8 protein-coding genes and 2 pseudogenes are annotated in these 12483 nt (G+C 42.1%); 6 read left to right on the forward strand and 4 right to left on the reverse strand.

Translation table 11 applies throughout. The features are described from left to right. Window positions 1–121: 121 nt before the first annotated feature. The gene (locus ACBP55_RS06350; RefSeq protein WP_464650569.1) at window positions 122–421 is read right to left on the reverse strand and encodes a helix-turn-helix domain-containing protein; all 300 of its coding nucleotides are present in this window, start codon (window positions 419–421) and stop codon (window positions 122–124) included. After that, on the reverse strand, window positions 405–1880 hold the full coding sequence (locus ACBP55_RS06355) for a sigma-54 interaction domain-containing protein (RefSeq protein ID WP_464650570.1): 1476 nt from the start codon (window positions 1878–1880) through the stop codon (window positions 405–407). Before ACBP55_RS06355 ends, ACBP55_RS06350 begins: the two co-directional genes overlap by 17 nt. Window positions 1881–2046: 166 nt before the next feature. Between ACBP55_RS06355 and ACBP55_RS06360 the strand changes: the two are divergent. Both ACBP55_RS06360 and ACBP55_RS06365 read left to right on the forward strand, forming a co-directional pair. Then, window positions 2047–2909 (forward strand): annotated as a pseudogene (locus ACBP55_RS06360) (FAD-dependent oxidoreductase); the annotation flags it as partial. A 129-nt stretch (window positions 2910–3038) separates the two neighbouring features. Continuing rightward, window positions 3039–3800 (forward strand): annotated as a pseudogene (locus ACBP55_RS06365) (TIM barrel protein); the annotation flags it as partial. 52 nt (window positions 3801–3852) lie between these two features. Here the strand turns inward: ACBP55_RS06365 and ACBP55_RS06370 are convergent. Both ACBP55_RS06370 and ACBP55_RS06375 read right to left on the reverse strand, forming a co-directional pair. Further along, window positions 3853–5448, reverse strand: coding sequence for a sensor domain-containing diguanylate cyclase (locus ACBP55_RS06370; protein WP_464650571.1), 1596 nt, complete (start codon window positions 5446–5448; stop codon window positions 3853–3855). Between the two features lie 140 nt (window positions 5449–5588). After that, window positions 5589–6482 carry a LysR substrate-binding domain-containing protein gene (locus ACBP55_RS06375; RefSeq protein ID WP_464650572.1) on the reverse strand — a complete coding sequence of 298 codons (894 nt, stop codon included), beginning with the start codon at window positions 6480–6482 and terminating at the stop codon, window positions 5589–5591. Between the two features lie 178 nt (window positions 6483–6660). Here ACBP55_RS06375 and ACBP55_RS06380 point away from each other — a divergent pair, with 178 nt between their 5' ends. The 4 genes from ACBP55_RS06380 (at window position 6661) to ACBP55_RS06395 (ending at window position 12477) form a co-directional block, all read left to right on the forward strand. Continuing rightward, window positions 6661–8424, forward strand: a complete 1764-nt coding sequence (locus ACBP55_RS06380) for a methyl-accepting chemotaxis protein (protein ID WP_464650573.1) — start codon at window positions 6661–6663, stop codon at window positions 8422–8424. 17 nt (window positions 8425–8441) lie between these two features. Next, complete coding sequence (locus ACBP55_RS06385) at window positions 8442–9470, forward strand: type I glyceraldehyde-3-phosphate dehydrogenase (protein ID WP_464653250.1); 1029 nt, start codon at window positions 8442–8444, stop codon at window positions 9468–9470. Window positions 9471–9732: 262 nt separating this feature from the next. Further along, complete coding sequence (locus ACBP55_RS06390) at window positions 9733–11220, forward strand: SLC13 family permease (RefSeq protein ID WP_464650574.1); 1488 nt, start codon at window positions 9733–9735, stop codon at window positions 11218–11220. 18 nt (window positions 11221–11238) lie between these two features. Next, complete coding sequence (locus ACBP55_RS06395) at window positions 11239–12477, forward strand: 2,3-bisphosphoglycerate-independent phosphoglycerate mutase (RefSeq protein WP_464650575.1); 1239 nt, start codon at window positions 11239–11241, stop codon at window positions 12475–12477. Window positions 12478–12483: the final 6 nt, after the last annotated feature.

Genomic DNA, 12483 nt, shown 5'->3' on the forward strand with positions numbered 1-12483 from the left:
AGGCTTACTCTGAGCGCTTTGAACTCCTTATATCGAATTAGCAATCTTCATCAATGGACGCAAAAAAGATGACTCCCTGCGAATACCGAATACAGGAGCCATCTTTATCAATTAGAACGATCTATTCGGCAAAACCCAGCTTGTTCATCTTGTTGTACAGCGTTGCGCGTGACAGACCGAGCCGTTTGGCCGTCGCCAGTTTATTGCCTTTTTCCAGTTCCAAAGCTTTGATAATGATCTGTTTCTCATGTACTTCCAACTCCACCTGCATGGTTTGGATCACATTCGGAATTTCCTCTTGGAGAGGAGGGCCATCCTTATGTTTACTGGTATTACTGGCACAGATGGACATCGGTAGGTCATCTCTTTTCACCGATCCGTCTGCAGCAAAAACGACCAATCGTTCAATCGTGTTCCGCAATTCTCGTATATTGCCAGGGCCAACTGTAGTGAAGCAGATCCAATAAGACCTCTTGCGGGATATGCTGAATGAGTCGGTTATAGCTAATTGAGAATTCGTTCAAGAAACAATGCGTCAGTTCGATGATATCTTCTTTTCTCTCGCGAAGCGCGGGAATGTCAATCGTAACCACATTCAAGCGGTAGTAAAGGTCTTCGCGGAACGACCCGTTTTTGACTTGAGCGTTCAAATCGCGATTTGTGGCGGCAATGATTCGAAAATCGGCTTTCAACTGCTTAGTTCCGCCTACGGCGTAATAGGTTCTTTCCTGCAGCACACGCAGAAGCTTGACCTGCATATCGAGCGGCATTTCACCAATTTCATCCAAAAATAAGGTACCGCCCGTCGCAAGTTGTATTTTTCCCTTTTTGCCATTGCTGTCAGCTCCAGAAAAGGCGCCTTTTTCATATCCGAACAATTCGCTTTCGAATAAGGAAGGAGATATGGCACCGCAGTTGATCGCGATAAAAGGAGCGTTCGATTTTTCTCGCACGTCATGGATGGCTTTGGCGAAAAGCTCCTTGCCGACGCCGGTTTCACCGAGAATGAGTACCGTTGCTTTGGTTGTGCCAACTTTTTTGCACATGTCTATCATTCGCTTAATGGCGCTGCTCGTCCCTTTGATCGAGCTGAACGGATCGGTCGATGGTTGAAGCTGGGCCATTTGCTGCTGCAGTTGATGGACCTTGGAAGTAGCGTTGAATAGCTCCTGATTCAACCTGACCTCACTGGTAATGTCGGTTTCTGCAACGACAGAGCCGATGATTTGCCCATTAAGGCGAATAGGGTTCGAGTTAATCAGGACATATAAATCGGGCCGCGGTTGGTGCAGCTTACGAAAAACAGAATCACCGGTTTTATGGGTTTGTAAGATTTGCAGCATGTCAGCAGGAAAGTAATCGGCCATTGATTTGTTAAGAATGTCTTCGGCTTTAATAGAAAAGATTCGCTCGGCCCCCTTGGTCCACACGACCGTTCGTTCTTGATCATCAATCATGGAGATGGAGGCATCCATCGTAGCGATCATCGACTCGAAATAAGCTTCCAAAATTTGGTGCGCTTGATGAAAGGCAGTAAGCATATCGACAGCGGTCACATAACCGATCGGCTGGTCGGCAGCATTTTGCACAAGGATGTAATCGGTTTCGTGAAATAGCGGGATGACAGCGTCTATCGGCGTCTTTTGAGAGATGGATACGGCGGTTTGCCAAGGCACAGTCATCAAGCTAAGCCCGTTAACTGGGCGTTCTCCGACATAATAATAAAGCTGCAAGCCGTCTTTATAAAAAAGAACCGTTTTTTGATTCAACTGAAGGGAGGACGCATATTCCACAAAACGAGCTTCCGCGTCGCCGTCTTTTTCGATGAAATAATAATTGTTCTGAATCAAATCGTCTAGGATAGGGGGTTTGTGCTTCATTGTCATGACCTCGCCTTATATGGGTAGCGTTTTTGTTTAAAATTATACGCTTCATGTGAATAAGTGTAAATTTTTTTAGACACATGTGGCTCTATAATTTGGCATGAAAATTGCTTATTTAAAATGTATGAGTGATGAATCTACATGTTGGAAAGGGAATATGTCTATGGGTGTAAATCATGCGGAAGTTGTCATTATTGGAGGTGGAATCGTAGGTTCAGCCATCGCCTATTTTTTGAGTAAACAAGGGTTGGACGTAACCGTGCTTGAGAAAGGGGAAGTGGCGAGCGGTACGTCATCTCGTTGCGACGGCAACATTTTGGCAATCGATAAAGATCCAGGCTTTGATAGCCAAATGTCGCTGTTACAGGGAATTTCAAGATCAGAACGAATCAGGGAGATTTTACAGCTAAAAAAATCGTGAATGCAGCAAGTGTATGGGCTCGCGGCCGCATGGTCGGCTTGGACATTCCGATCGTGCCCCGGAAAGGGCATCTGATCGTTGCTTCGCGTCAAGTCCCTGTCGGCTTGCGGAAAGTGATGGAGTTCGGTTATTTGATCTCGAAATTCGGCGGCCAGCGCAAAGTTGACCCGCTCACGGATAAATATGGCGTTGCACTCGTGTTCGAACCTACGGAAAGCCAAAACTTTTTGATTGGCAGCAGCCGGGAGTTTGTCGGTTATGATACCCATGTGAATATGGAAGTTGTCCGTTGTATGGCGAGAAGAACGCTTCGTTTTTATCCCAAAATCGGAGATTTTCAAATCATTCGCACTTACACCGGGTTAAGGCCCTGGACGAAAGATCATTTGCCGATCGTTTCTGCAGTTCATGAGGTGCCGGGCTATTATGGCGAGTTAGAGATCGGTCAAAACTTTGTGCACGAAAGCATTGTAGATAGCCAGTTTACGGGACGCGTCATGGAAACGGTGAAAGTGGCTGAATATGAAGCTATCATCCCTCTTATCCAAGGTAGAGCTTTCATCACGGGGACACACCAGTTTATTGTTGACCCCACTGATCCGCTCGGGGGAAGGTTTCCTTCTGGGTTAATGAACAGGGGGACTAAGGAGGAAGAGCAAATGTATACATATAGCGTAACCCAATGGATTTACGGAACCGAAGATTTGGAAACGAGTCTAGTTCGATTGAAAAAGTACGGTTATGACGGAGTGGAGCTTGCCGGTGAACCGGATAAAATGGACCTGAGCGCTGTTCAATCACTATTAAGCAAGTACGGTTTGGCATGCACCTCTATATGTGGAATCTATACAATGGATCGTGATCTCTCTAGTCCTAATGCAAAAATACGGAGTCATGCCGTTCAATATGTGAAGGCATGTGTGGATATGGCTGCGCAGTTGGGGGCTTCTGTTGTCATCGTCGTTCCATCGCCTGTTGGAAAAAGCGCCCCTGATTCGACCTATCAGGAAGAATGGAAGCTAGCAGTCTCCAGTCTTCAAGATGCAGGAGCCTATGCGGAGTCGAAAAACATCGTTCTGGTGATCGAGGCGTTAAATCGATTTGAAACCTATTTGGTCAATACGTTAAGCGCGGCTAAACAGCTGGCCCAAGAGGTGGATCAAAGCAGCGTACGAATCATGGCTGATTTATTTCATATGAATATGGAGGAAAGAAGCCACAGATCCGCACTTCAGAACATAGCTCCATATCTGGCTCATGTCCATATCGCTGACAACACGAGAGAAGCGGCCGGTTTAGGCCAAACCAACTTTGAGGATGTATTTAGAACTTTGCAGGAGATCGGTTACCAAGGGTGCATTACCATGGAATTTATGCCGCCGGTATCTAATCCATACATGACGGCTCAACAAAGCGAATCGGGCGCACTTCATGATACATATACACAACAATCCATCTATCATATCAAGGGTATCGTCAGAGCTTTGATGAAATAAGGGTTCGAACATGGCTAGTAGTGGGGGAAATAAACGCGACTCTTTTAACGACTCATTTCGTTGACATTTGGGCAATAATTGTCTGGTTTCTTCCAGATTCCTTCGCTTTATACAAGGCCTGGTCGGCCATATGAATCAGCCCCTCAAGCGAATCTGAGTGCAAAGAATAGTGTGCGATGCCTTGGGAGACAGTAATAGGCTGTCCAACAGGATTTGCATTATTTTCTAGTGTATGGCGAATTCGTTCGGCAACAAGATAAGCCTCCTCAGCAGCAACTTGAGGAATAAGTGCAATGAATTCTTCACCTCCGAAACGACAACACACATCACTTGGTAGAACGGCTGAAATGATAATTTTTGCGAAATGCTTCAACACTTCGTCCCCAGCTTGATGACCATAAGTATCATTAATAGATTTGAATCTATCAATATCCATAATAATAATAGAAAACGAAGTTTGCTCCTCAATCCATTTATGCATGATTGCTTCAAGTGTTCTTCGGTTTGTTAACCCGGTCAATGGATCTGTCATTGCATCATGTGTCAATTGATCGGTCTGTTTTTTTATAGCCGTTAATGCATATCTAACTGCTTTTGATAACAAATCGACCTCTCTATTCCAATGCTGTTTTCCTTCAGGGAGTTCGACTTTTTCTCTACCGATTTTGATCACCAGGTCGGCCAAGGATACAAAAGGTTTCGCCAATCTGCGCGCAAGCCCTATGACGATTAGCATTAATAACGAAAATGGAAGTATCGCATACAACAGAATGGCTGTTATATGACGACTCAATTGTTCATAAACGACACTTATAGGCGACACCACAACTACACCCCAACCATTTTCCGGAACCTTTACGTATCCTGCTAGTAAAGCCTCTCCATGCAAATTGACCATCTGTTCATATCCGCTTTGACCTCGAATAAGCTTTCGAACGACTTGATTGACACTGATATCCTCGCCTAACCGAGTTGTGTCGCGATGGAACAGCACGTGACCGTCAGATTCCACGATGTAAAAATATGAACCTACTTTATCTGCCGGGTTGCTCCCGAAGATCATATTCAATATGTTGTATTCTTCAAGGTAAAGAGTTCCTCCGATAAAGCCCCGGTATATACCTTCCTTGTCGAATATGGGTTCGCTCATAAATACGATGAGGCGCTTGGAAGTCACAGAAATGTAAGGTTTGGAGAGGTAGGGCTTTTGCGAGACTAATGCGGTCTTAGCCGCATCCGTTGTAATATATTTTCCAGCTGTGCCGACGGATTCCGGAGACACATTTCGAACAAGTCCCGTTTCATCCACCACGGAAATGGAATTAAAGTAGTTGCTGCTATGACGCATTAATTCTAGATTAGAATATACTTCATTAGCATTCATGGAGTTTATATTTGAAAAAATGCCTGCAGAATAATACAAGCTGCTACGCATGGATTTAAACAAAGAGTCTATGGTCTGGCTCATTTTGCCTGCGCTTGAATAATTCAAAGTGAGTGTTGTGTCGATCAGTGATTTTTTTTTCGATTGATAGGAAGCAACGAGCAGAATGGTTAAAGTCAGAAGAACGGATATGGAGACCAGCCCTACTAAGAGTGTGGCTAAGCTAATCTTATTTCTTTGGTTTGCTTTTATTTCGTTTAGCATAGGCACTGGACGCCACCTTTGCACTGGATTCGACATATTTCGTCATGTTTGAGCTTTAATTATAAAACAAAATACCTATAAATGCAGTATATAAATCCCATGTACCATGACTAAAGACTTATACTAGCTGAAATGTTAGGCTATAAAACAGTTTGATCCAATAAAGGTATGAACTGTTTGGCAGCAGGTGAGAAGTGTTTATTGCGATGATAAACATAGCTGATTCCTCTAAGGAATTTGATTCCTTGGATAGGGACCTTAACTAGTAAACCATGATTAATTTCCTGTTGAATAGCAAAGTTAGAAACAATAGAGACTCCGAGGTTATGGATGACGCCTTGTTTGATGCCTTCCAAATTACTTATTTCCATATATTTAGGAGGGGTGAACCCGTGCTCTTTAAATTGATCTTCTAAGTAAATTCGTGTAGCGGATTTATCCGGTTTTAAAATTAATGTTTCATTGACCAAGTCCTTTAGCGAACATTCCTGCTTTTGTGCCAGTTTGTGTGATGGATTAACGATAAGAACTAGCTCATCCTGATAAAATGTTGTCCGTTGATAACGAGTTTCATCAATCCGTACACGATCAGAAAGAATCAAGAAATCAACTTTATTGGAATCCAACATGTGAATCAGGTGGTTGGAAGATGTAATATTCATATTTATTTTAATATTTGGGAATTTAATGGAATATTCTCGCAGCATTCTAGGGAGTAGGTAAACTCCAACGAAATTACTTGCTCCTATGGATAAGGTTCCAAAGGATAAATCCTCGAGCTGCCTGATATGATCCTTGGCCGAGTAAAGTAAGTTAATAATTTGTTCAGCATATGGTTTGAAATGTTCACCTTGTTTCGTTAAATATAACTTTTTTCCGATTCTATCAAAAAGGGGAACCCCTAATTCTTCTTCCATACTTTGGATTTGCATACTTACAGACGGTTGGGAGCAGTAGAGCTGTTCAGCTGCTTCGGTAAAATTAAGGCATTCCGAAAGTGTAATAAAGGTCTGCAGTTTGTTTACGTTCATCATTTACCCACCATCCAAGTTTCGATTTACTATAACATTATCTTATTATTATCTAAATATAATCAAATTGTATAATAATACTACTGTGAATATAATGAAAGTGCAATCAGTTGAAATAAGGAGGATGTCAATTTTTTTAGACAGGAGTGATTACAACGATAGATCTTGAGAGGAAAAAGCGATGTTTACTAATTGGAAATTAGCCACTAAATTGCTTGCTTTGTATGTCGTCAGTTTCATGGCTTTAACCTTGTCAACGGGATTGTCATTACGATCAATGGGGAATGTATCCAGTCATTTGATTCAGACCCTATATATGGAAGGCTACCAAGTAAGCACACTTATTCTTCGTGCCGATAAGGATTTGTATCAACAATTGTTAAATCAAAGAACAATCGTTCAGTCTGACATGTCGAAAGAGGAATACGAGATTCAAATTCAGCATTATAAAGACAATCTGATGAATATTCGTAATCGCATGTTGGAAGGCAAAGAAATATTTGAAAACAACCGGGCTAAATACGAAAACATCCTAACAGCAAACTCAAGGAAAAACGTTTTCGACAACTTGGATGATTTTTTTCAGCAGTTCGATGATTGGGAACATAGCACCACAAGTCTGGTGGAAAAGGTATACATGCTACCAACTAAAGATCGTCAAGTGGTTTTGAATGAAATCGTAACGTACGATAACAAATTTGAATTGGCTAGGGATACGCTGAAAGAAATTCGGTACCTAATGGATTCGTTAGCTAAAGAAGAAGTTCAGAAAGCACATTTGTTAACCAAGGAAACTCTAATTACAGTTATCCTTATTGCAATGATCTTATTCATTATCATTTTCATAATAGGTTGGTACGTAATTCGTTATATGGTTAAATCAATCCATCAAATTGTGCATGTATCCGAACTCGTTTCTATGGGGAAGTTAGCTGTCGAGCCTATCGAAGTAAAGAGTAAAGACGAATTTGGTAAGCTGGCTCAATCCGTCAATAGGATGACAGATAACCTTCGTCAACTGATTCTTAACGCAAGCGAGACGGCCGAAATGTTGGCTGCTTCATCCGAACAGTTGCTAAGCGCTGTGGAGGAGGAAGAGTATGCCGCAGACAAGATCCGCGAGGGTTACAAAAGCGTTTCAGAAGGTACCGTAAGACAAAATAAAATGGTCAGTCACACATTTGAAGCTATTAAATACATCTCAGAGTATGTCGGGGTGGTAGAAAATAATAGTCAAATCGTGGCTCGTTCATCGGAAGAAACTCTACTAGCTTCACAGGAAGGTCATGCCTCTGCGCAAAATATTGTGAATCAAATGAAAGATATTGATGACGCGGTAACCGAGACCTCATCTATCATCCTTCAACTGGGAGAAAGTTCAGAAAAGATTGGTCATATGATGTCTATCATTAGTGAGATTGCCAACCAAACAAAGCTGCTAGCGCTCAATGCTACCATAGAGGCTGCCAGGGCCGGCAATCATGGAAAAGGCTTTGCAGTTGTAGCGGAAGAAGTTAGAAAGTTAGCTGAAAGGTCGGCACAATCAACCCAAATCGTTGGTGAAGTCATCGTGGATATTCGTTATCATACTGGGCTTGCCGAGAAATCGATGAAAGTCGTAACCGAGAAAGCCAACTTAGGGCGTGTCAAATCCGATCAAGTCCAAATCGTATTAGAGATGATTCAAGCTAAAGCGACAGACGTATCGGAAAAGATGAAAATATTATTTGAAGGCTTGGAACATATTAAAAATGAAAGCGATAACATATTAATGGCGACGGAAGAGGTCAAAATCGTAGTTGAGGATAACACCCGCTCTAGCCTGGACAATCAATTGATGATTAATCAACAATCTGTAACGGTCAAGGAGATATCTGCTTCCGCCAAGTCGTTATCAGAAACTGCAGAAAGAGTGGATCAGTTATTGAGCAAATTTAAATACTAATATTCGTTTTGGAGATGATGTATTTGACCGATGGGGTTGGTATAAGCGGAACAGGGAGAATCGGGCGTTTATTAATTAGAAAAATATTCAAAGACAACACATGTCAAAATCCGTTGAAAGCAATTAACACGAATTATCCAGCCGAGACCATTGCACATTTATTGAAATATGACTCCGTGCACGGGATATGGGACGTCGACATTACCGCTGGGGAAAGTTATCTTATCATTAACGGTCGACGCGTGGAAGTTGTCTTTGAGAATGAACCAGAACGAATACCTTGGAAAAGTCTAGGAGTCGATGTGGTCATAGATGCGACGGGTAAGTTTAATGATCGGTATGGGGCACAAAAGCACCTTTCTGGAGGAGCCTCCACAGTCGTATTAACCGCCCCGGGGAATCAGGTAGACCAGACAATAGTCATGGGTGTAAATCAACAAAACTATGATCCATCGAAGCATTTTTTACTTTCAGCTGCATCCTGTACGACCAATTGTTTGGTGCCAATACTAAACATATTAGATCAGTCATTTTACGTGAACGATGTGTGGGTTACAACGATTCATTCCTATACAAATGATCAAAAACATCTGGATAATCCTCACCAAGACTTACGCCGAGCACGTGCATGTACACAATCTATTGTCCCAACCAGTACAGGGGTAGGTCAGGCTATTAAGGATATCATGCCTAGACTTGCGCCATTAGTCAATGGTTTATCCATAAGAGTTCCTACACCTAATGTATCGTTGCTAGATTTAACTATTCGTGTAGGAGGGAGGGTAATGCGAGATGAGGTGCGTGATTCACTGCTCAAAGCTGTTAATGGGGAATATAGCAGGTATGTAGATTTTGTTGAAGCTCCATTGGTTTCGATAGATTTTGTAGGTTGTGATAAATCGGCCATCATAGATGGTTTGTCTCTTGCTGTTCGGGATGATCAAATCAAACTCTTGGCATGGTACGACAATGAATGGGGATATGTTAGTAGAGTTTTGGATTTAATAAGTATGGTTCTTAACAAAAAGCGGGAAGTGTTTATTTAATTATGATGGATAATAAGGGGTCATCACTAGAATTAGGAGTTATTTTGTGCAAGTACTGCGGTATTGAAATTGCAACTGTAGATACCGAAAAAGTCATCATTTATTACAGTGTATGTACAAACGAAACTTGTCTTAAACTAAGGGAAGAGTAAAATTAATAATAACGATATCTTATGATAATTAGAAATAAATCAAATTGTTTTATAACGTTTTTTTGGATAATATGAAAGCGAATTCATTAATAAATTGAGGAGAATGAGAGATGACAAATGTTCTGACTACTGAAGAAGAGGATGGTAAAGAGCCGCCTCACCAAAAGAAAAGTAATGTGGAAGACATCATGAGAAAGTGGGGAATTCCCCTTGCGGCTGTTGTAGGATTACTTTTATTCTTCATGCCCACACCGCAAGGTCTGAGTCTAGAAGCGCAAAAAGCAATTGCTATTTTTACTGCATCGCTAATCCTTTGGATAACCACACCCATTCCCATTTATTTAACATCGATTATTGCGATTTTGCTGCTTCCTTTAGTCGGAGCTGTTAAAGATCAAGATGTGGCATTTGGAACGTTAGGTTTTGATGTCATTTGGCTAATGGTTGCGGCATTTATCCTGACTTCTGCTATGATGAAGTCTAATTTAGGCAGAAGATTTGCATTGTGGATGGTCACGAGTTTCGGGAAAACTCCCAAGAGAACGCTGCTCGTACTTATCATAATTAACTTTGTCCTTGCTTTTTTCGTACCTTCAACAACGGCAAGAGCTACGCTGATGGTGCCTATATGCTTAATTTTGTTAGAAGTCTATAGAGCCATTCCTGGTAAAAGTAATCTTGGAAAAGTGATGATGCTGCAGGGTGTCCAAGCCGATGCAATCGCTACATCTGGCATTATGACAGCCACATCGGGCAACATCATTGCCGTAGGTTTTATTAATGAACAAGCGGGCGGGCACATCGGATATATCGATTGGTTATTAGCTTCTATGCCTACGGCTATCATCACCATGGGGCTGACCTTTTTCATTGGATTTAAGCTCTTTTCCATCAAGGGTGAGTCTACGTTTGAAAATGCAATGGGTAAGTTGAAGGAAGAGCTGAAGAAGTTAGGTTCTTTTTCACTAAATGAAAAGAAAGCTTTAATTATCTTTGTTTGTACGGTAATCCTTTGGGCTACAGGCGATTATCAAAAAGGGTGGTTTGGTTTTGCACTCAGCACCGAACAGACAGCGGTTCTTGCAGCACTCTTTTGTCTGCTGCCTAGAGTAGGAGTACTTACATGGAAAGAAGCAAATATCAAATGGGAACTCATGATCTTCGCTGCTGGCGCTTATGCGGTTGGTAATGCGCTGGATAAATCCAAAGGCGCGGAATGGATTATCAAGAAAGTAGTAACCTTCTTAGGACTGGAACATATGAGTCATGCCTTGGTTTATGTGGTGGTCGTGTTCCTAAGTATGTACAGTCATCTCATATTTACGAGTAAAACCGTACGTGTGACGATCTTAATCCCAGCGTTCATTGCTCTGGCCAAGACATTAGGTATGGATCCTGTGCCTCTTGCATTAGCTGCCGCCATGACGATGACCTATACAATAACTCTCCCTCCGCATTCCAAGGTGAATACCATTTATTTTGGAACAGGTTATTTTTCTGTATTAGATCAAGTGAAGTATGCGATTGTTACTTGTTTTATTGGCGCTTGCGTTATCAGTTTATCCATATTTACCTGGTTTAAAGTACTGGGATTATAAAAAAATTCGGAGGAAACCATGCTAAAAAGAAAAGTTATTCTGGCTATTGCCGACGGTTTGGGGGACCGTCCTCATCCTTTACTAAATAATGAAACTCCATTGGAATATGCTAAAACGCCAAATCTAGATTTGCTGGCATCAAGAGGTACTTCGGGAATGATGGATTTGATTGGTTCTGGAATTCCGGTGGGAACGGATATGGGCCATCTCATTTTATTTGGCTATCAGCCTCATCACTACCCAGGACGCGGGCCGATCGAAGCATTAGGCATTGGTATGGACATTAAGCCGGGAGATGTTGTGCTGCGTTGTAACTTTGCTACCATAAATGATAACGGGATCGTCGTTGATCGTCGTGCTGGACGGATTCGAGAGGGGACAGATGATCTAGCAGAAGCTATCAACGGAATGGAGATTGATGGGATTGAAGTTTATTTTAAAGCGGCTACGGAACATCGCGCTGTCCTGATTCTGCGGGGCGAAGGATTGAGTGATAAAATCAGCGATTCTGATCCCAAAGCCCCAAACGATGGAGTGCCCTATCATGAAATAGAACCACTGGACGAATCTGAGGAGTCCAAGAGAACAACTTCGCTTCTAAATCTCTTCCTTAAGAAGGCACACGAAATATTATTGAATCATCCAGTAAATACAGAGCGTCTTGAGCAGGGGAAAATGCCAGCGAATTTTATTCTGACCAGGGGAGCAGGTCAAATGGTAGATCTTGAACCTATAGTAAATCAGTTTCATATTAAGGGGAGCTGTATTGCAGGAGAAAGCACGGTTCTAGGTGTTGCCCAACTAGCAGGCTTTAAGACGATTACGGACAGTAGCATGACTGGCAATATAGATACGAATATCGAGTTAAAAGCTAAATTGGCAATCGAAGAAATAGCCGAGAATGACATGGTTTATGTGCATATGAAAGCACCTGATGTTAAAGGTCACGATAACTTACCGTTTGAAAAAGCTAGAGCTATCGAGCTGTTTGATCGGATGGTGGGGCTTATTTTACAAAGTTTACCGAATGATACCTACCTTGCCCTAGCTGCCGATCATTCTACACCTTGCGAAGTCGGTGAACACACCGGTGATCCGGTTCCAATTCTCATTTACGGGCCAAGTATCCGTAGAGATCGAACCATGGCGTACAATGAATTGGATTGTGCTTATGGGGGATTAGGGCGTTTATCTGGAAACGATTTTGTTAGAACCTTACACGGGTTAATGGGAATTGTGAAAAAACAGGGTAACTAGATAGGT

The sequence above is a fragment of the Paenibacillus sp. WG02 genome, from assembly GCF_055396115.1.

Coding starts and splice junctions, on each gene's coding strand:
- ACBP55_RS06395 (WP_464650575.1), top strand. CDS start 11,239: ATGCTAAAAAGAAAAGTTATTCTGGCTATTGCCGACGGTTTGGGGGAC.
- ACBP55_RS06375 (WP_464650572.1), bottom strand. CDS start 6,482: ATGATGAACGTAAACAAACTGCAGACCTTTATTACACTTTCGGAATGC.
- ACBP55_RS06370 (WP_464650571.1), bottom strand. CDS start 5,448: ATGCTAAACGAAATAAAAGCAAACCAAAGAAATAAGATTAGCTTAGCC.
- ACBP55_RS06355 (WP_464650570.1), bottom strand. CDS start 1,880: ATGAAGCACAAACCCCCTATCCTAGACGATTTGATTCAGAACAATTAT.
- ACBP55_RS06385 (WP_464653250.1), top strand. CDS start 8,442: ATGTATTTGACCGATGGGGTTGGTATAAGCGGAACAGGGAGAATCGGG.
- ACBP55_RS06380 (WP_464650573.1), top strand. CDS start 6,661: ATGTTTACTAATTGGAAATTAGCCACTAAATTGCTTGCTTTGTATGTC.
- ACBP55_RS06390 (WP_464650574.1), top strand. CDS start 9,733: ATGACAAATGTTCTGACTACTGAAGAAGAGGATGGTAAAGAGCCGCCT.